Origin of the sequence: Alkaliphilus peptidifermentans DSM 18978 (assembly GCF_900101495.1) — a bacterium.
In the GTDB taxonomy this organism is placed as follows: Bacteria; Bacillota; Clostridia; order Peptostreptococcales; family Natronincolaceae; genus Alkaliphilus_C; species Alkaliphilus_C peptidifermentans.
In genome coordinates this window covers 134345-153242 of record NZ_FMUS01000005.1, presented here as the reverse complement: position 1 = coordinate 153242, position 18898 = coordinate 134345, and the positions used below count along the sequence as shown (strand labels likewise).

Here is an 18898-nt window from a genome sequence, read left to right as displayed (position 1 = left end):
AAGAAATTTTTATTACTACAGATCATTAAGGCCATAATTAGCAACTAGAATTGCAATTTATGGCCTTTTGTTTAATAAGTAAATGCATAATGTAATTTATTATTAACTTTATGTCGAAATTTGCATACAAAATTTAGTAGGAATTAGTCTTTTTTTATCGAAGTAATCAAGGGATAACATATTGATCAATTAGTTGGATAGTAGATTTGTGTTTATGAAACTGTGATGTAGGAAACAGTTGTATTGCAAATATTGATTACAAGTGATTATTAAACAAAAATTAGAGGTGATAGAATTGAAAAGCTACTTTGCTAGAAATTATAGTAAGCTAAAATATCCAAAATCTAGTGATAAAAATGATGGATTAAGAAATGCCCAATTAGGAGCAATTCATTCTATCTCATCATTTTTTACAGTTAATAAATCGAAAGTGGCAATAATTGTTATGCCTACAGGATCTGGAAAAACTGCTGTTTTGATAATGACTCCTTACGTTCTTGAGGCAAAGAAAATATTAGTTGTAACCCCTAGTAGACTAGTACGTAACCAAATTACAGAGGAATATTCTACATTAGATACATTAATTAGAATAAATGTTTTACCAAATAGTATTAAAAAACCAAAAGTATTTGAAATGAAGAAATTGTTTACTGAAGATCAAGAGAATAGTATTAATATAGCAGATGTTGTGGTGGCTACACCACAAGCTGGTTTGAGTATTTCAAATGTCGAGAGCTTCAAGCGAAAATTTGATTTAGTTTTAATCGATGAAGCACACCATGTGCCAGCTAAAACTTGGACCGAGATATTAGAAAATATGAATGAATCAAAGAAAGTCTTGTTTACCGCTACTCCATTTCGAATGGATAACAAAACAATCAAAGGAAATTTCATTTATAACTATCCGTTGTCTCAAGCTTATAAGGATGGTATTTTTGGAGAAATACAGTACATTCCAATAGCTGCAGATGAAAATAAAGATTTTCTCATTGCAAAAAAAGCAGAATCAATATTTTTATTGGATAGAGAAAAAGGATATGAACATTTCTTGATGGTAAGGGCAAGTAGTAAACCAAGAGCTAAAGATTTAGAGGATTTATATGCTACTGAAACAATATTAAACTTAAAACGCATAGACAGTTCTATGAGTATAAAAACGATGAACCAATATATCAAAGAACTACGAGATAAAGAGTTGGATGGAATAATATGCGTTGATATGTTAGGAGAAGGATTTGATTTTCCTAATTTAAAAATTGCAGCAGTCCATGATCCACACAAATCATTAGCAAACACACTCCAATTTATAGGCAGATTCGCACGTACCAATGCTTCAAACATCGATGTGGCAAAATTTATCGCTATGAATGATGATGAGTTAATTATTGAAAATACAGCATTATATAAAAGTGATGCAATCTGGCAAGAAATCATAATAGATTTAAGTGAAAGTAAAATAGAAAGAGAAGAGTCTGAAAAAGAATATATAAGTGAGTATGTTATTGAAAAACGCAATCAAGTTGAGCGAGAAATGAATTTGTCTTTACATACGATTAAACCTAATTGTCATGCTAAGCTGTATAAAGTACTTGGATTTAATATGCATGGTACTTTTCCTGAAATATGTAATGTTGAATATGGACCTTATATAAATAAAGAAGACAATACTATTGTAGCAATAGGAAAGGGATTTGAAAGTCCGAAATGGTATACAGGTGAGTTTGTAAAAGATGAGGAAAATTTTCTTTATGTAATTCATTTTCAGGAGAAAACAAATATACTATATATTTATTCGCAAGTGAAAAGTGAATTTATTTATGAAAAGATTGTCGAAGCTTTTTCTCAGAGTTATGAAAAGATTGCAAAACATGAGATAAATAGAGTACTAGGAAATCTAAATGATTTTGAAATTTTTAATTCAGGTATGATGAACAGATTTAATGAGTCGGGCGAATCTTACAGAATATCCGCTGGAACAGATGTGAGTCAGGCAATAGATCCAAGTACTGGGAAATTATATTCGGCCGGGCATGTATTTTGCAAAGCGTTTTCGGATGAACAACAAATTACTATTGGTTACAGTAGTGGTTCAAAGATTTGGAGCAGCGCATACGCATCATTAAAAGATTACATTAAATGGTGTGATTTAAATGGAACTAAAATATTTAATCCTGAGATTGTTGTGAAAACCAATACTAATTTTGACTTTCTACCAATACCTAAAAGATTGGAAGGGTATCCATCGAATATATATTTAGCTGATTTTTCAGGGGATACTTATACAAATCCATCATTGGTTTATGATAGAGATTCAGATAGTATGATAGGTCTTATTACTGACTTTAATATAAAGATACTTGAAGTCTCAAATGATTTTATAACATTAATTGTATCAATGGGAGAGATAGGACAAACTATTACTTGTGACATAAACGGAAAATATTATATTGAAGATGAAAAAATAGTGGTTCTAGAAGGGAGACATAAAATAAGTCTTTCTTTGTACTTAGCAGATTATCCATTAATATTTCGTACTACTGATGATGTTATGATTCAGGGCATTGAAATTAGCAAGGGTGATCCAGAAGCGATAGTTTTTTCAGATGAGAATATAATTTCTATACCATGGAAAGAAAAGTATGGGACTAATGTAACTTTAGAGTTCAAGAATAAAAAAACTAAAAAGAAAGGAAAGTCTATACAGGATACACTTTTTGAAGTTCTAATGGATAACTCTAATTTAGATTATATAATATATGATCACAGCACAGGTGAGATCGCTGATTTCATAACTATTGAAAATAAGGAATCAGAAGTTGAAGTTATTTTATATCATGTAAAAGCGATGAGTGCGAAAAATTTTAATTCTAGTTTGAGCGATATTTATGAGGTTACTGGTCAATCAGTTAAATCAATAATATGGCTGAAAACAAAATCAACATTTCTGCAAAAAATAAAAGTTCGAAGAAAGTCAGGGCATTGTGAATTTAAAAAAGGAGATTATGAAGTATTCTTACGAGATATAAAGCAACAAGATAAATTATTTAGAGGGAAGATCGTTGCCGTCCAACCCTCAATTAGTAAAAGTGTAGCAATGCCAGAAAAGATTCAAGAAGTACTTGCTGCGACTAGATACTATATTAGCAATTCAGGTAAAGTGAAATCATTTGAAATATGGGGAAGTTGATGAGGTGGGAGATCATTTCAGCGAAGCTAGAAATCTACAGAGAGAGTGTTCATCGTAAGCAACTGAGACTCCTAGAGGATACAAGAAGTATCGATTTGAATCTTCTTATAGTCCTTTGAATTACAAATATTATAAGACGGGTCTGAACCGGAAGATTGAAGGTCGTAATGGATGTGTGTGTTGGAAGAGGTGGGTTGATGAAATGGCTGTTGAGTATAGGGAGGATCGGGATGAATAAAGAGTATTAAATTAAGTCAACAATTGCATAGTTGATGGATAATATATTTAAATATACATTAACATAATATTAAACAAAGGGGGATTACTATGGTTAAACATGAAGAACTAAGTGAAAGAACGATTCAACTACTTAAATCCACTGGGATTACGTGGGATGGACATAAAAGAGTATACTTCACACAACTACATAAAGAATTTTATCTGAAAGAGGCTGAAGCTAAAACGGAAGAACATATCATTCAATTTTGCAATTTGGTGAGATATTTACAGAGTCACCTAGAGTATGGAGTAAGTATTGAATGGGGAGACTCAGAGCTAAATAAATATGTTTATAAAATCAATAAAGAGAACTTGAAGAATGAATTTGAATTAACAATAGAAACGTTATCGAGGTTTTATGATGACAGTGACATCATTACATTTTATAAGAATGTTTTGAGAGCAAAAAATCCAACTATCATTGACTTGATTGGTACTACTGGTGCTGGAAAGACAACTTTCTGCCAGCAGTTTGTTAACAAAGAAGGAAAAGAAATTCTAGAAAAAACCATAACACCTTCGGGCAATAGCACCATTATCCAAACGGACATAGTTATCCTTGAAGAAACAGAAAGTAGATTATTCTTAAAGGCTAGAACCAAACGGGATATCTTAAGAGATTTAGTCTTAGTTGCTCTTAGCATGGATACCAACTTTAGTTTTGATCTGAAGAAGAGTATTAGCGAAAAGAGCAATAAAGAAGGATTGAAGAAGGTCGATGAAAAAGAGATAAAATACGATAGTGATATTTTTCAAGGCGTTTACAATTTATTTAGAACTGATAGCTTAATTAAGGAATTCCTTGAGATTGCTGAAGAACTACAAACGAAATATTCTGGTAAGAATGACTTGCAATCAATTATAGAAGACAATATTGAAGATTCTTCTCTAGCGACCCTACTTGATTCCTTGATTGAACGTGAGCTCGGATTTAATGATTTTTACGGGTATAGGCATGAAATATCATTGGTAGATCAGACGATTTTGGATAAAACGATTATACCGACTAAGACGTTTAATAAATTTAAAGAGAAAAAGGAAGAATTTGCAGAAATCATTTCATATCGTATATTATTTGAGCAAGCTGTATTGGTTTTTAAGTGTGATGAAAGAGCAAAGCTAAAGCTTCCTAAGAAGTTTAGAGAAGGTATTGTGTTCAGAGATTCACAAGGGCACAATAAGTCTGAACAAGTTGGTATTGCCATTGATTTTGAAGTTAAAAATAAAATCTTACTTATTCCAGCTGGTACAGGTGGAGAGTTGGTAGACGATAAATATGTTGATGAACTTAAGAATATTATAATATCAGAGCCAGAGCAAAACGTTGTAGTAATAACAAAGCTAGATAAATGTAGCGCTCATGAATATTATGAGGAATCTTATAATGATTTTATTGAAAATCTAAAGGATCAAGTTGTTACCACTCATAACAACTTAGTTGCTGGTCTTAGTGAGGATAACGTAAATGAAGGGGATAATGAAAAATATCAACTTGATAGAAATGCAGTAGTGAAAAAATTCATAGCTGCATTTGATAATGCCTATTTATCCAAAATAACCAAGCTTAAGAGTGGAGAATTTGATACGGAACTTCACCGAATTATCTGTAAAGGCAAAAACGATGAAATGATAGAAACCACAGATATTGATGATATAGCAGTTACCAATAGTTGGTATGATCTATTAAAACAAATATTAGAAAGGGAAAATAAAGTATCTGCACTAGAAGGAAAGATTAAGCTGAAAAATGATGGTGTAGAGCCCAAAGATGAGTTAATAGAAGATTTAGTTCATCAAATGGAAGGTATTCTTGATGTTTGTTTTAAAAACTTTAAGTGGCAAGATCAGCTAGAAAAAGTTTTGTCTTTACATTCGTGGGATTTTAGATATATTTATTACGAATTCTATTTGTGGTACAATCGTTCTATTATAAAAGACATTAGTAGCAGTGGTTATAATGCAGAGGATAAAGCCGCAAAAATAGTGAAGTATATCAATAGCTTAGTTCTAAAGTCAGATAATAAGATTAATGCTGTTGAGGCAATATTAGAGGTACCATTGACTGAATTTCTTAAAAAACGCTATGACATTGGAAGTGAGATTAATGTAAACGGAATTGCAAAAAAGATTATATCTAACGCAATTAGTAGAGCTACATTGATTTCATATAAATTATTTGATAGGAATATTATTAAAAATACTTCTGGTGCAAATATTAATATGATTTACATGGATTCAACCAAATACCTTAACCCAAATCATAACACTAATAAGTATGGTGTATCTAAGAGGTCTTATTATACTGACACTGCTGTCTATTTAGGAATATATTGTAATTTATTTGCAAAATTCAAGTATAATCTTGAAACCTATTTCTTGAATGTGTTTAAAGCAGCAATTGAAATAGAGATAGAGTCCTTAGATTCTATCGTAGACTAAATAAACTTTAAAAAGGTGATGATTGGCGAGTTTGTTAGACCGCTGTCATGACCTTTTCTTATTTTGGATCATAAGAACATAACTGTTCCTCTTTTAAAATTTTACCTTTATCTAAATCTATTAGCATAACATAAAGATTTGCTCTTAAAGATTTAGGTGGTCTTTTGAAAAACTGTTCATAATACTTATCTGTATTAACAGCAATTGTAACTTTGTCCGTGGACTCAATTTCTCTCATTGCAAATTGACCATATACGTGTTGTATAAAAGAACCCATGAAAGGTCTATCGTTGAAAGTAGCTTTAAAATCAAGTATCCATCTTTGATAACCTTCATAATCTATATCAATTATCATGTCAGGTCTATAAAATCGCCCTTCAGGCTTTTGGATTGCCCACTTATAATCCACTTCATATAGATGGGATAAGATTATTTGAAAGTATTTTTTTTCTATTTCCTCAAATTGACTTATTTTTTCTCGAGGCGAAATTCTAGAAACTCTACCCATTTTCTGCTGATAATCTTCGATAGTAGAGTCATTTTCATCTTCAAGATCACCCAATTCAGCACTATGACCAATTTCGATATGTCCAGCAGCAGCCATTAGATCTCTATATGAAACATCATTATAAGCCTTTGACGAAAGCTTTGATATGGTTTCTGGAGTTGGTGGGGTTTCAATCATTAGCCTCAAAAACCTAGAAATATGTGCAGCACTAATATCACATTCCTCAGCGTATTTATTAATAGAACGACCACCTTTAGCTTTATCTAGTAATTCAGCAAACTTTTCTTTATCAAATAAATTAATATATTTTTTGCTCATTCTTTTCACCTCCAGCTTCATTTTCAAGTATAATTATATCATAACCATTTACTGTGGTCAATATACGCATTGAATAAACTTTAATTTGCATATTGTGTTTAAAATAAGTCTGTGTTATAATATGTGTACTATAATATAAAATTTATATCTAAACTAGCTCAATATAGTTTTAATGTGTAGGATTTTAAGATGGCTATGCTACACGAAGAAAAGACAGAATACTAGTATGGGTAAGGGGGGTTAAGCTAAAAAAAATAGGGCTAGAATGAAGGCGAATTTTTTTTGCAGCAACCATTGACTGTAGTAAACACTAAAAATAAAACGTTATCAACAATTTACTTAATTGCTGTTAACGAAAAAATGCCAAGGAGGAGTCTTTATGAAGAAAAAAATCGAGTTAATTAATATCAATTGTCCGAGTTGTGGTACTCCAATTGTTACCACATATAGAGGCAGAGATGTAAAGGGTGAACTGCTACATAAATGTAGCAAATGTAAACGTTACTGGAAGGTTGATTACACAAACCAAAAAGTAATATGGGTTAAAGGTAAGGAAGATAACACTCAAGATAAAGAATTCAAGTTAGATATGTCAACGGGAAAATGCCATCCATTATATCTAGGAAATATAGACAAAGCTTTACTGAGACGAGAAGGAGCCTAATTTTTCAGAGCTACCTTAAGGGCCAGATAGCTAATAATTAAGTTTATTAGCTGTCTGGTCCTTTTTGTTTGTTTTTCATAGGTTAAATAACAATACATTATGATTATAGCGAGTTAGGAATCGACAAATTACCTCAGACCGCATAATTACTGATTTTTTCAGTAGTTATGTGGTTTTTTTTATACCTATTTTCACCCCTATTTCAACCGTTCTGGCTTATTAAAGCTATTAAAAAAATCCCGAGGAGGAACAAGTAATGTGTGAAGAGATTAAAATTGGAAAAATTTCAGTCCCAGTAAGTAAGGAGATTTATAAGGAGTACTACAAAATGAAGCGCCGAGAGAGATACTTGGAAGAGGATATCAAAGTCGGGAGCAGTGTTGTTGATCAAGAAACAAGTAAGGTGACCTATAAGCCCAGTAAAGAAGATTCTATAGAGCGTTTGATGGACAAAGGACGGGATTTCCAAAATGAAGAGAGCTTAGAAGATCTCGTTGTTGAAAAGGCCATGTTTTTAATACTGCAGGAAGCAATAAAAGAGCTGAATAGACAGGAACAAAAACTTATTAATGATCTTTTCTACAAAGAGATGGCGATTAGAGAAGTTGCAAAGAAAGAAGACATCTCCCATGTGGCTGTAATGAAGCGAAGAGACAAGATTTTAGACAAGCTGAGAAAGTTTTTTTAAAATTCTTGGTTACCAAAAGGGCCTCCCCATTGGCTAGTAAGTAGGAGGTCCTTCCTCTATCAAATTTTATGAGGTGATTTATACATGAACGAATTATTGAAAGTGGACTACAGCAGAAGTGAACCTACAGTCTCGGGAAGAGAACTACATAGGTTCTTAGAAGTGGAAACACGATACAACGATTGGTTTAAAAGGATGTGTGAGTATGGTTTTTCAGAGAACGTAGATTTTTACTCAATTTTGAGTAAAACCGGTGAATTTGGTGGTAGGCCCTCTACAGATCATCAACTTACTATCCATATGGCTAAAGAGCTGTGCATGATACAAAGAACGGAAAGAGGCAAGCAAGCTCGTAAGTATTTTCTTTCTATTGAGAAGGCATGGAATACTCCTGAGATGATTATGTCAAGGGCACTGAAAATGGCTGATACTACGATCCATCAGCTAATGACAGAAAATTTAAGACTTCTTGCTGATAATGCAACTATGTTACCAAAGGCAGAATATTTTGATGAGCTGGTAGATAGAAATCTTCTCACTAATTTCAGGGATACGGCTAAAGAACTAATAATCAAAGAAAAGACATTCATAGTTTTCTAATTAATAAGAAGTACGTATATCGGGACAAGAAAGGCCAGCTTAAACCTTATGCAGAGAGGAATACAGGTCTATTCGAGATTAAGGAAGCAAAAAACGAAAAAACTGGAGGGGTTGGTACTCAGACTCTTATTACACCTAAGGGGAGAGAGACTTTTAAGCTTCTAACAAAAGGAATTTAGAAAAATTTCTTGGTTACCAAACCCCTCTCCCTATTGGCTAATAAGTGAGGGACTTATTCAAAGATGAGGAGGTCTCCAGATGATAACTAAAACAGAGGAAGGGGAGAAAGAAATTATGACAGGTACAAATAAGGAAATGCAAGAGGAAATGGTTGGAGTCCTTACTGCCATCAGCATTGTATCCAAGAGATTAGCAAAAAGGCTGTTAGAACTGGATGAAGAAAAAAGCAAGAAGGGAGAGAAAAAGGATGAGTAAAATCAAACGTGCCCTAGAGGTGGTTAGTGACCTAAGGAGCCTTGCAGATAGCATTGAGGAATTGGTTGGAGCACTAGAGGGAAATGCCACAGAAACTAAGGTAGAAAAAACAGGGGAACAAGAAATGAAAAAAGAAGCTAGAAAACTACCTAAAAAACTACCTACTCTAGAGGAAGTAAGAGCCAAACTTGCAGTCCTTTCCCAAAATGGAAAGCAAGTTCAGGTAAAGGAATTAATTACTGAATTTGGAGCTAAGAAGTTAAGTGACATTCCTACTGAAAGGTACCCTGAGCTTCTAGAGAAAGTAGAGGTGTTGTAATGGGAGAACATGCGCTGCTCTCGGCTTCAGGGGCCCATAGATGGCTTAATTGCAGTCCCAGTGTAAGGCTCGAAGAAGAGGTGGGGGATAGCACCAGTGTTTATGCTATGGAGGGAACCTTCATGCATGAGTTATCAGAGCTACACCTTCACTACTACTTAGAAAACATCACCAAAGCAGAATTTAATAAAAAGCTAAAGCAGATGAAGAAAAGAGAGTTCTACACAGAGGAAATTGAAAAAGCTGTAAAAGCTTATGTAGACATAGTGATTGAAAAGATTAATGAAGTGAGGTCAAAGTGCAAAGATCCGCTGATTCTTATAGAGGAAAAGCTAGATTATAGTCCCTGGGTTAAAGAAGGCTTTGGAACGGGAGATGTCCTCATTATAGCTGATGGCATTATTGAAATTATTGATTTAAAGGGTGGTAAGGGAGTTAGTATATCTGCAATAGGAAATCCCCAAATGAGGTTATATGGCTTAGGTGCCATACATGGATTTGATATGTTATATGACACTCAAAAGATTAGAATGACCATCATTCAGCCTAGGCTTGATAACATCTCAACTGACGAAATGGAAGTAGAAGAACTATTGGAGTGGGCAGAGGAAGTAGTAAAACCCAAAGCCGATGCAGCTTGGGCCGGAGAGGGAGAGTTTAATCCGGGAGAGTATTGTAGGTTCTGTAAAATCAAAGCCACTTGTAGGGCTCGAAGCCGTGAAAACTTAAAACTTGCTTGTATGGACTTTAAAGAGCCGGCTCTTCTTACAGATGAAGAGGTAGTGGAGGTGCTATTTCAAATAGGGGAGCTTCAAAAATGGGCTTCAGATGTTGAAAGCTATGCTTTGGAAACAGCCGTAAATGACGGTAAACAGTGGCCTGGAATGAAGCTGGTTGAAGGTAGGGCAACCAGAAAATTCTCATCAGAAACAGAAGTGGCAGAAAAGCTACTGGAGGCAGGATACCCAGAGGATAAAATCTACTCAAAGTCTCTTCTTAGCCTTACAAAACTTGAAAAGGAAATTGGTAAGAAAGAGTTTGAAGAGATTATAGGAGACCTAATAGAAAGACCCTCTGGGAAATTAAAGCTAGTACCTGAAGAAGATAAAAGACCTGCGGCAAGAAACAGCGCCCAGGAAGATTTTAAATAAAAATTTTAGGAGGAATGAAAAGATGGCAAAGGTGATTATAGGAACCAAGGAAAACCCAGTGAGATTCAGTTATGCAAATGTGTTTGAACCAAAAAGTATTAATGGTTCAGATCCTAAGTATTCAGTAAGCATTATTATTCCAAAGACAAATTCAGAAGCAATTAAAGCTATAGAAAAGGCAATCGAAGAAGCGAAGAAGGATGGCATTCAAAGATTTGGTGCAAAGTTCACCAGCGGTAGCAATTTTAAAAGTCCTTTAAGGGATGGAGATACTGATCGACCAGAAGATGAAACCTATGAAGATAGTTATTTTATTAATGCCAATAGTAAGGTCAAGCCTGGGATTGTAGATAGAAAGTTACAACCTATAAGTAATCAAACGGAGTTCTACAGTGGCTGCTTTGGACGAGTGAGTATTAATATTTTCCCCTACAGTGCAGCAGGAAATAAGGGGTTGGCAGCAGGCCTTAATAACATCCAAAAGACAGAAGATGGGGAGTCCTTAGGAGGAAAAGCAAGAGCTGAAGATGACTTCGAAGCTTTAGATGGTGAAGATGATGATTTCCTAGGATAAGGCTTCATCGGGGGCTTCAATAGTCCCCCTATTTAGCTCTTATGAAATAAACTTAGGAGGTCCAGAAATGGTAATTGATTATAAAAGATATAGAAACAACCATTGTAGGAAGTGTGATAAATATAATGGTTCAAAGGCAGAGGCTAATAAATGCGTAGGAGATGCAAGTACCATCTTAAAGTGTGCAAAGGGAAAATTAAAAGAGATTTTTAGGAGTGAATATAATGCAGATTTTAAGTATTGATATTGAAACATACAGTAGTGTTGACCTTGCAAAATGTGGCGTTTATCCCTATGCAGAAGCCCATGACTTTGAAATTCTTCTCTTAGCCTATGGAGTTGATGATGAGGAAGTACAGGTGATAGATATCTGCCAAGGAGAACTGATTTCACAAAGGATATTGGATGCCCTTACGGATCCAACAATAATTAAAACAGCATACAATGCCCGGTTTGAAAGAACCTGTTTATCAAAATACTTGAATCTTCCTATGCCGCCGGAACAGTGGCGGTGTTCTCAAGTTCATGCCTTAACCCTAGGTTTACCAGGTCATTTAGAAGTGGTGGCTAAGGTGATGGGATTAAAGCAGCAGAAGATGAAGGAGGGTAAGGCCCTTATCAGATATTTTACGATTCCTTGTAAGCCTACTAAGGCTAACGGAGAGAGACAAAGGAACTTACCAGAACATGACCTTGAAAAGTGGGAAGTCTTTAAAGCCTATTGTAAACAAGACGTTGAAGTGGAAAGAGAGATTAGAAGAAAGCTTACCCCTTTTCCTATGTTAGCAAAGGAGCATAAAACCTGGGAGCTAGACCAAAGGATTAATGAAAGAGGCATACAGGTTGACAAAACACTGGTGGACCATGCAATAAAGTGTGATCACCTATACCAAGAGAAACTTCTAAAGGAAGCTGAAGATTTAACGGGACTAGCAAATCCCAACAGTCCAACTCAGCTAAAAGAGTGGTTAAAGAATAAGCACAGAATAGGAGTTGAATGTCTATCCAAAGATGCAGTAGCAGAACTCCTAGAAAAAACAGAGATTAAAGAGGTAAAAGAACTACTTATGTTAAGGCAAGAGATGTCTAAGACTTCCGTAAAAAAATATGAAGCCATGGATAGGGTCATGAGAAAAGATGAAAGGGTTGGTGGACTTCTACAGTTCTATGGAGCTAATAGAACAGGGAGATGGGCTGGACGCTTAGTTCAAATTCAAAACCTACCTAGAAACCTCATGACAGACCTAAAGCTTGCCAGGGTGCTTTTAAAGTCGGGGGAGTATGAGATGTTAGAACTACTCTTTGATTCTGTTCCGGATGTACTATCTCAGTTAATTAGAACAGCCTTTATCCCTTCTCCTGGCAACAGGCTAATTATATCGGATTTTAGTGCAATTGAAGCTAGAATCATAGCTTGGCTTGCAGGAGAGGAATGGGTTGTAGAAACCTTTAGAGGCCACGGTAAAATTTATGAAATGACTGCCAGTAGAATGTTTGGTGTTCCCCTTGAAAGGATTGCAAAGGGAAATCCAGAGTATGAACTTAGGCAAAAGGGAAAGGTAGCAGTTTTAGCCTGTGGTTACCAAGGTAGCACTGGAGCATTAATAGCCATGGGAGCTACGAGAATGGGACTAAATGAAGAGGAACTTCCTGGAATTGTTGCTGCATGGAGAAAAGCCAATCCTAATATCGTTAGATTTTGGTATGAGGTAGAGGAATCAGCTATAAAGACTGTAAAGGATAGAACAACTGTAACCATGCAGCATAATCTTAAGTTTAGCTATAAAAGTGGAATGCTTTTTATAGTCCTTCCCTCTGGGAGAGCTCTAGTTTATGTAAGGCCAAGGCTTGAATTAGATACAAGATTTAATAAGGAGAAAATTACCTTCGAAGGGATGGATCAGACTTCTAAAACCTGGGGCAGAATCGATACCTACGGAGGAAAGATCTGCGAGAATATTATTCAAGGAACAGCTAGAGATTGCTTGGCTGATGCTTTATTAAGACTAGATAAAGCTGGATATGACATTGTGGCCCATATCCATGATGAAGTGGTTCTAGATGTTCCAAAGGATAAAGGCTCCTTAGAAGAAGTCAATAGCATTATGGCTGCGCCTATCCCTTGGGCCAAAGGACTACCCATGAATGCAGATGGATTTGAAACTGAATTTTATATGAAGGATTAGAGGTGTTGCTAATTATGCTAAATCCTAGTCAAGTTAATATAAAGAAACTAAAACATGATGGCATGTTAACCATTGCAATCGGTAAAAGTCGAAAGGAACTAGAGTGGAAAAACAGAGAAATCCTCTGGTCGGATATTGTTAAAAGATTAAGTGAAACCATAAGAACCCATGAAACAGTAGAGGAATATAAAAAATCTTCTAAGGCAAGACGGGATGAAATTAAGGATGTGGGTGGTTTTGTAGGAGGGACTTTAAAGAGTGGCAGAAGAAAAGCAGATTCTGTGGTATGGAGACAAGTGATTACTTTAGATGCAGACTTTGTAAAGGGTGATCTTTGGGCAGGGGTAGAGATGATGTTAGGGTGCAGTGTCGTAATGTATTCCACCCATAGCCATACACCTTCAAGTCCCAGACTAAGATTGGTTATTCCTCTAAAAAGACCAATATCTCCTGAGGAGTATGGAGCGGTATCTAGAAGAATAGCAGCTGACCTAGGAATTGATTTCTTTGATGATACCACTTATGAACCTCATCGATTAATGTACTGGCCCTCCACTTCCTCTGATGGAGAATATATCTTTAAAATCCTAGATGAAGCATGGCTGGACCCCGATGAAGTCCTTAGCAGATATGAAGATTGGAAAGATTCCTCCTATTGGCCTGAAAGTTCAAGGGCCAAGAAGGAACGTAAAAAGCTAGCAGAAAGACAAGGTGATCCTAGGGAAAAAACTGGCGTAGTAGGAGCCTTCTGTAGAACCTATAGTGTGGTAGATGCAATTGATAAATTCCTGCAAGGTGTATATAGGCCTTGTGATGACCCTAATCGTTATACCTATACAGAGGGTAGCACCTCAGGAGGACTTGTCATTTATGAAGATGGAAACTTTGCTTACTCCCATCATGGGACAGACCCTATTAGTGGTAAGCTATGTAATGCATTTGACCTTGTGAGGCTTCATAAGTTTGGAGAACTTGATGAAGAAGCCAAAGAAGGGACTCCCATAAATAAGCTACCATCCTATCTTGCCATGCAGGAAATGGCTACAAAAGACATAGCAGTAAAAAAGCAAATTGCCAGTGAGAGGATGGCTACTGCCAGTGAGGATTTTAAGGAGGAAGCTGATTGGCAAGAGGGCCTTGAGATTAATAACAAAGGGGAATTGAAAAACACCCTTAGTAATATGATTCTTATCATAAGACATGATCCATCTCTAGAAAGCATCTTCTATAACGAGCTGAGAGAGGGAATTGATGTAGAGGGAGAGGTTCCTTGGAAGAGGTTAAAGCGGGGTTGGAATAAAACCGATGAAGCTTCCCTTGCAGGACATATTGATGCCACCTATAACATTTATTCTCCTGGAAAGCTAAAGGAAGCAGTGATTAAGGTGGCAGTTGAAAGATCCCGTCATCCCGTGAAAGAGTATTTAAATAGTTTGCCTAAGTGGGATGGTATAAGAAGGATAGATGAACTACTAATTAAGTATTTAGGAGCAGAGGATAATGTATATGTTAGGGAAGTAACTAGAAAAACATTATTAGCTGCAGTAGCTAGAACCATGACTCCAGGAATTAAATTTGATACAGTGCTTGTTTTAAATGGATCACAGGGAATCGGTAAGAGCACTTTATTTTCAAAGCTGGCAGGTAAGTTCTTTAGTGATTCTGTGTCTATTTCAGACATGCGGGATAAAACAGCAGCAGAAAAATTACAAGGTTATTGGATATTAGAAATTGGAGAACTTGCTGGTATCCGAAAGATAGATGAAGAAACCTTAAAATCCTTTTTATCAAGACAAGACGATAAGTTTAGAGCCAGTTATGGTTATTCCGTTGAGGACCATCCAAGGCAATGTATATTAGTTGGAACAACCAATCAAGAAGCAGGATTTTTAAGAGATGTAACCGGTGGGAGACGATTTTGGCCCGTGAAGGTTTCGGGAGGCAAGGGTTCTAAGCCTTGGCACTTAAAAGATATAGATCAGATTTGGGCTGAGGTAATGGCTTATTATAGCCAGGCACAGACATTAATCTTAAGTGATGAAGCTGAAAAAATAGCAAATGAAGCACAAATTGATGCCCTAGAAAGTGATGATAGAGAAGGGATTGTTAGGGAGTATTTAGATAAATTTCTCCCATCTAATTGGGATGAGATGGAGATTAGTGAAAGAAGAAGTTATATACGTGGAGATGACTTTGGAGATAGTGTAGTAGGAACTGCAAGGCGAGATAAGGTATGCGCCATGGAAATTTGGTGCGAGCTCTTTGGAAAGGAAGCCAGTGCCATGAGGAAAATTGACTCCTACGAGATTAATGCCATTATGAGAAAGATTAATGAATGGGAGAAATACACCGGCAATAAGCAGGGCAATGCTAAGGTTCCTCTATATGGTGTTCAAAGAATATTTATAAGAAAAGGTAAACAAGAGTAAACAAGATTTAAGCTTGTTACCATTCTTGTTTACCACCTATACCTTAGTTATATAAATGCTTTAACCTATATTAGTAAACAAGGTAAACAAGATTATATATATAGATAAATAAAAATAAAGAATATATAGCCTATATGTAAATACCTAAATTCTATAATACGTAATAGTCTATAAGAAAATCTCGTTTACTTGTTTACTAAGGTGAGGATGAATTAAAGTGAAACCCTTTAAATTACAGGAGTGTATAGGTTTGAAGATGTGGTAACAAGATTTATTCTTGTTTATCAAAGTGGGGTGTTTTGAAATTTTAGAGAGTAAAATTGAAGCCAAATTAAAAGGAGAGGTAGAAAACTTAGGTGGCATGTGCCTTAAGTTTACCTCTCCAGGTATGGCAGGGGTGCCTGATAGATTGGTCCTCTTACCCCTTGGGAGAGTAGTGTTTGTGGAACTAAAGGCTCCCGTAAATAAGCTAAGGCCCCTTCAGAAGAAAAGAAAGAAGCAATTAGAGAAGTTGGGATTTAAGGTATATGTCATTGACTCCTACGAGGGAATTGAAGATTTTCTACAGGAGGTGATCAAGTGAAATACAAGCCCTATGACTATCAAAGTTACGCCACTCAGTGGATTATAGATAAAGAAAAGGCTGCACTTTTTCTAGATATGGGTATGGGAAAGACCTCTTGTACCTTAACAGCTATATCTTTACTCCTTTATGATTACTTTGAAGTAGCAAAGGTGCTAGTGATAGCTCCCCTTCGTGTGGCCCAAAGCACATGGGATGAAGAAGCAGCTAAATGGGATCACTTGAAGCATTTAAAAATATCTAAGGTGCTGGGAACAGAAAAAGAAAGGATAGCAGCTTTAAATAAGAGGGCTAATATTTATATCATCAATCGTGAAAATGTAAAGTGGTTGGTGGATTTATATCAAAACAAATGGCCCTTTGACATGGTGGTTATCGATGAGTTATCCAGCTTTAAATCACCAAAGGCTCAGAGGTTTAAATCCTTAAGGAAAGTAAGGCCACTAATGAAAAGAGTAGTAGGTCTTACTGGAACCCCAGCACCCAATGGATTAATTGATTTATGGTCACAGATTTATCTTTTGGACGGTGGAGAGCGGCTTGGAAAAACAGTTACTGGATTTAGAGATAGATACTTTCTTCCAGATAAAAGGAATCAACATGTGATTTTCAGTTATAAAGCAAAGGATGGTGCTGAAGAAGCCATCTATGAAAAACTTAGTGATATCTGTGTCAGTATGAAGGCAGAGGATTATTTGAAGCTACCGGAGCGAATCAATAATATTATTTCTGTCCACCTGCCTGAGAAGGTAAAGGAAAAGTACAAGCAGTTAGAAAGAGACCTGCTGCTTCCACTTAAAGATACGGATATTATAGCAAACACAGCAGCAGTTCTAAGTAATAAGCTCTTACAAATAGCAAATGGTGCTGTCTATGATGAGGATGGAGATGTACAAGAGATTCATGAGGAAAAATTAAAGGCCCTAGAGGATACTATAGAAGCCGCCAATGGAAAACCAGTTCTAGTGTTTTATTCATACAAGCATGATATAGACAGAATTAAAAAGCACTTGAAAAGAGAAGACCTAAGGGTTCTTGATAAACCCCAAGATATAAGTGATTGGAATGAAAGGAAAATTCTCATCATGCTAGCCCATCCTGCATCAGCAGGACATGGATTAAATCTTCAAGCTGGAGGAAATATCATTATCTGGTTTGGCATACCTTGGAGTCTTGAACTTTATAGTCAAGCCAATGCAAGACTTTATCGTCAGGGGCAAAAGGAAAATGTAATTATCCACCACTTAGTAGCTAAAGGAACCTTAGATGGAGATGTGATGAAGGTTTTAGAAAATAAAGAATTAGGACAGGAAGCGCTGCTTAATGCAGTAAGGGCAAAATTAAGAGAAATAAAGGGGGAAAAGAACAATGGGAGTTAATTTATATAACAGTGAAGGATATCTTGATCCAACAGCCTATGAGGCACTGAAGAATATAGAGAAAGAGAAGAAGCTAAATCCAAATAGAAAGATTGTGTTTGTTTGTAGCCCCTTTGCTGGAGATATTGAAGGGAATATAGCAAGGGCTAAAAGATATGGACGATTTGCTGTAACGGAAAAGGCTATACCCTTTGCACCACATCTTCTGTTCCCACAATTTCTAAATGAAGAGGATCCAGAGGAAAGGGAACTAGGAATTCAAATGGGGTTAGTCCTACTTTCAAAGTGTGAAGAGTTATGGGTATTTGGAAGTAGAGTGTCTTCAGGAATGGCACTAGAGATAGAAAAAGCTAAGAAGTTAAAAATGCCTATTAGGTATTTTAATATTCATTGCAAAGAAGTGGGAGGGATGAAGTAGTGGATAGAGCTAATAGAATAACACATGTCTCTACTAATGACTGTTTTGCCAGTAGGAAGAAAGGATGTAGTGCTTTAAAGTTTAAAGCATGTAAAGATTGTAGCTTTTATAAAACTACCGACCAACATCACAAAGACCAGGCGAAAGCACTTAAGAGAATTTTCTCTTTAGATAAAGATGTTCAAGACCACATTAATGAAACCTACTATCGAGGAAAGATGGGAGGGAATTCTTATGAAGGCTAAGGAATATCTATCACAAGCATATAAGCTAAATCAAAGGATAGATAGTAAATTAGAACAATTGGAAGTGTTAAAAAGTATATCTATGAAGGTGACCTCCTGTTTTAGTCATACTAAAGTTTGTGGTGGCAATATAGAAAAGAGTCAAATGGAGAAGACCCTAGTAAAGATTATTGATCTAAGCAATGAAATCAATGATGAGATTGATAGGTTCATAGAACTTAAGGTGGAAATTATGGAGACTATTCAGAAGGTAGAAGATGTGAATTGTCAACTATTACTGGAAAAGAGATATATCAACGGAAAGTCATGGGAGGAAATCTCAGAAGAACTAAAATACAGTATAAGTGGGGTTTTCAAAATTCATGGACAAGCTCTAAAAGAAATTGATAAGATTTTAAAAGAGTGTAGTAAAGTGTAGTGAAGTGTAGTTAAGAATTTGATATAGTATAAAGTGTAAAGATGCGAAAAAATATTAGTATCAACATCAATACCAAGC

The 18898-nt window shown here is 35.7% G+C and carries 19 protein-coding genes; 18 read left to right on the top strand and 1 reads right to left on the bottom strand.

Annotated elements, in window-relative coordinates; all coding sequences use genetic code 11:
- Positions 1-295: 295 nt before the first annotated feature.
- Positions 296-3187: a DEAD/DEAH box helicase gene (locus BLP68_RS05645; RefSeq protein WP_091541037.1), complete on the top strand. Its 2892-nt coding sequence runs from the start codon at positions 296-298 to the stop codon at positions 3185-3187.
- Positions 3188-3514: 327 nt separating this feature from the next.
- Positions 3515-5905 carry a hypothetical protein gene (locus BLP68_RS05640; protein WP_091541036.1) on the top strand — a complete coding sequence of 797 codons (2391 nt, stop codon included), beginning with the start codon at positions 3515-3517 and terminating at the stop codon, positions 5903-5905.
- A 58-nt stretch (positions 5906-5963) separates the two neighbouring features.
- Here BLP68_RS05640 and BLP68_RS05635 read toward each other — a convergent pair whose 3' ends face one another.
- Positions 5964-6731: a hypothetical protein gene (locus BLP68_RS05635; RefSeq protein ID WP_091541033.1), complete on the bottom strand. Its 768-nt coding sequence runs from the start codon at positions 6729-6731 to the stop codon at positions 5964-5966.
- Between the two features lie 379 nt (positions 6732-7110).
- Here BLP68_RS05635 and BLP68_RS05630 point away from each other — a divergent pair, with 379 nt between their 5' ends.
- The 16 genes from BLP68_RS05630 to BLP68_RS05570 all read left to right on the top strand — a co-directional run bounded on the left by BLP68_RS05630 (position 7111) and on the right by BLP68_RS05570 (position 18820).
- Positions 7111-7395, top strand: a complete 285-nt coding sequence (locus BLP68_RS05630; protein ID WP_091541031.1) for a hypothetical protein — start codon at positions 7111-7113, stop codon at positions 7393-7395.
- 256 nt (positions 7396-7651) lie between these two features.
- On the top strand, positions 7652-8083 hold the full coding sequence (locus BLP68_RS05625; RefSeq protein WP_091541029.1) for a sigma-70 family RNA polymerase sigma factor: 432 nt from the start codon (positions 7652-7654) through the stop codon (positions 8081-8083).
- An 84-nt stretch (positions 8084-8167) separates the two neighbouring features.
- Positions 8168-8683: an antA/AntB antirepressor family protein gene (locus tag BLP68_RS05620; RefSeq protein ID WP_242876917.1), complete on the top strand. Its 516-nt coding sequence runs from the start codon at positions 8168-8170 to the stop codon at positions 8681-8683.
- Positions 8668-8862 carry a phage antirepressor KilAC domain-containing protein gene (locus BLP68_RS22095; RefSeq protein WP_330389092.1) on the top strand — a complete coding sequence of 65 codons (195 nt, stop codon included), beginning with the start codon at positions 8668-8670 and terminating at the stop codon, positions 8860-8862. The genes BLP68_RS05620 and BLP68_RS22095 overlap by 16 nt, the downstream gene beginning before the upstream one ends.
- Before the next feature lie 79 nt (positions 8863-8941).
- The gene (locus tag BLP68_RS21655) at positions 8942-9118 is read left to right on the top strand and encodes a hypothetical protein (RefSeq protein ID WP_176758881.1); all 177 of its coding nucleotides are present in this window, start codon (positions 8942-8944) and stop codon (positions 9116-9118) included.
- The gene (locus tag BLP68_RS05615) at positions 9111-9437 is read left to right on the top strand and encodes an rRNA biogenesis protein rrp5 (protein WP_091541026.1); all 327 of its coding nucleotides are present in this window, start codon (positions 9111-9113) and stop codon (positions 9435-9437) included. The genes BLP68_RS21655 and BLP68_RS05615 overlap by 8 nt, the downstream gene beginning before the upstream one ends.
- Positions 9437-10588: a DUF2800 domain-containing protein gene (locus BLP68_RS05610; protein ID WP_091541024.1), complete on the top strand. Its 1152-nt coding sequence runs from the start codon at positions 9437-9439 to the stop codon at positions 10586-10588. The genes BLP68_RS05615 and BLP68_RS05610 overlap by 1 nt, the downstream gene beginning before the upstream one ends.
- A gap of 22 nt (positions 10589-10610) precedes the next feature.
- On the top strand, positions 10611-11162 hold the full coding sequence (locus BLP68_RS05605) for a DUF2815 family protein (RefSeq protein WP_091541021.1): 552 nt from the start codon (positions 10611-10613) through the stop codon (positions 11160-11162).
- Positions 11163-11229: 67 nt separating this feature from the next.
- Positions 11230-11406: a hypothetical protein gene (locus BLP68_RS21650; RefSeq protein ID WP_176758880.1), complete on the top strand. Its 177-nt coding sequence runs from the start codon at positions 11230-11232 to the stop codon at positions 11404-11406.
- Positions 11387-13348: a DNA polymerase gene (locus BLP68_RS05600; RefSeq protein WP_091541018.1), complete on the top strand. Its 1962-nt coding sequence runs from the start codon at positions 11387-11389 to the stop codon at positions 13346-13348. Before BLP68_RS21650 ends, BLP68_RS05600 begins: the two co-directional genes overlap by 20 nt.
- A 2-nt stretch (positions 13349-13350) precedes the next feature.
- Positions 13351-15777, top strand: a complete 2427-nt coding sequence (locus tag BLP68_RS05595; RefSeq protein ID WP_330389087.1) for a virulence-associated E family protein — start codon at positions 13351-13353, stop codon at positions 15775-15777.
- A gap of 361 nt (positions 15778-16138) precedes the next feature.
- The gene (locus BLP68_RS05590; protein ID WP_330389085.1) at positions 16139-16360 is read left to right on the top strand and encodes a VRR-NUC domain-containing protein; all 222 of its coding nucleotides are present in this window, start codon (positions 16139-16141) and stop codon (positions 16358-16360) included.
- Positions 16357-17739 carry an SNF2-related protein gene (locus tag BLP68_RS05585; protein ID WP_091541016.1) on the top strand — a complete coding sequence of 461 codons (1383 nt, stop codon included), beginning with the start codon at positions 16357-16359 and terminating at the stop codon, positions 17737-17739. The genes BLP68_RS05590 and BLP68_RS05585 overlap by 4 nt, the downstream gene beginning before the upstream one ends.
- Positions 17729-18157: a DUF7768 domain-containing protein gene (locus BLP68_RS05580; protein WP_091541014.1), complete on the top strand. Its 429-nt coding sequence runs from the start codon at positions 17729-17731 to the stop codon at positions 18155-18157. Before BLP68_RS05585 ends, BLP68_RS05580 begins: the two co-directional genes overlap by 11 nt.
- Positions 18157-18402, top strand: coding sequence for a hypothetical protein (locus tag BLP68_RS05575; protein WP_242876916.1), 246 nt, complete (start codon positions 18157-18159; stop codon positions 18400-18402). The genes BLP68_RS05580 and BLP68_RS05575 overlap by 1 nt, the downstream gene beginning before the upstream one ends.
- A complete protein-coding gene (locus BLP68_RS05570) occupies positions 18392-18820 on the top strand; it encodes a DUF1492 domain-containing protein (protein ID WP_091541011.1) in 429 nt (142 codons plus the stop codon). Before BLP68_RS05575 ends, BLP68_RS05570 begins: the two co-directional genes overlap by 11 nt.
- The last annotated feature ends 78 nt before the right edge of the window (positions 18821-18898 follow it).

Excerpts from the sequence above, each read along its gene's own strand:
- BLP68_RS05640 (WP_091541036.1), top strand. The coding sequence starts at position 3,515 with ATGGTTAAACATGAAGAACTAAGTGAAAGAACGATTCAACTACTTAAA.
- BLP68_RS05635 (WP_091541033.1), bottom strand. The coding sequence starts at position 6,731 with ATGAGCAAAAAATATATTAATTTATTTGATAAAGAAAAGTTTGCTGAA.
- BLP68_RS05630 (WP_091541031.1), top strand. The coding sequence starts at position 7,111 with ATGAAGAAAAAAATCGAGTTAATTAATATCAATTGTCCGAGTTGTGGT.
- BLP68_RS05625 (WP_091541029.1), top strand. The coding sequence starts at position 7,652 with ATGTGTGAAGAGATTAAAATTGGAAAAATTTCAGTCCCAGTAAGTAAG.
- BLP68_RS05620 (WP_242876917.1), top strand. The coding sequence starts at position 8,168 with ATGAACGAATTATTGAAAGTGGACTACAGCAGAAGTGAACCTACAGTC.
- BLP68_RS21655 (WP_176758881.1), top strand. The coding sequence starts at position 8,942 with ATGATAACTAAAACAGAGGAAGGGGAGAAAGAAATTATGACAGGTACA.
- BLP68_RS05615 (WP_091541026.1), top strand. The coding sequence starts at position 9,111 with ATGAGTAAAATCAAACGTGCCCTAGAGGTGGTTAGTGACCTAAGGAGC.
- BLP68_RS05610 (WP_091541024.1), top strand. The coding sequence starts at position 9,437 with ATGGGAGAACATGCGCTGCTCTCGGCTTCAGGGGCCCATAGATGGCTT.
- BLP68_RS05605 (WP_091541021.1), top strand. The coding sequence starts at position 10,611 with ATGGCAAAGGTGATTATAGGAACCAAGGAAAACCCAGTGAGATTCAGT.
- BLP68_RS21650 (WP_176758880.1), top strand. The coding sequence starts at position 11,230 with ATGGTAATTGATTATAAAAGATATAGAAACAACCATTGTAGGAAGTGT.
- BLP68_RS05600 (WP_091541018.1), top strand. The coding sequence starts at position 11,387 with ATGCAGATTTTAAGTATTGATATTGAAACATACAGTAGTGTTGACCTT.
- BLP68_RS05590 (WP_330389085.1), top strand. The coding sequence starts at position 16,139 with ATGTGCCTTAAGTTTACCTCTCCAGGTATGGCAGGGGTGCCTGATAGA.
- BLP68_RS05580 (WP_091541014.1), top strand. The coding sequence starts at position 17,729 with ATGGGAGTTAATTTATATAACAGTGAAGGATATCTTGATCCAACAGCC.
- BLP68_RS05570 (WP_091541011.1), top strand. The coding sequence starts at position 18,392 with ATGAAGGCTAAGGAATATCTATCACAAGCATATAAGCTAAATCAAAGG.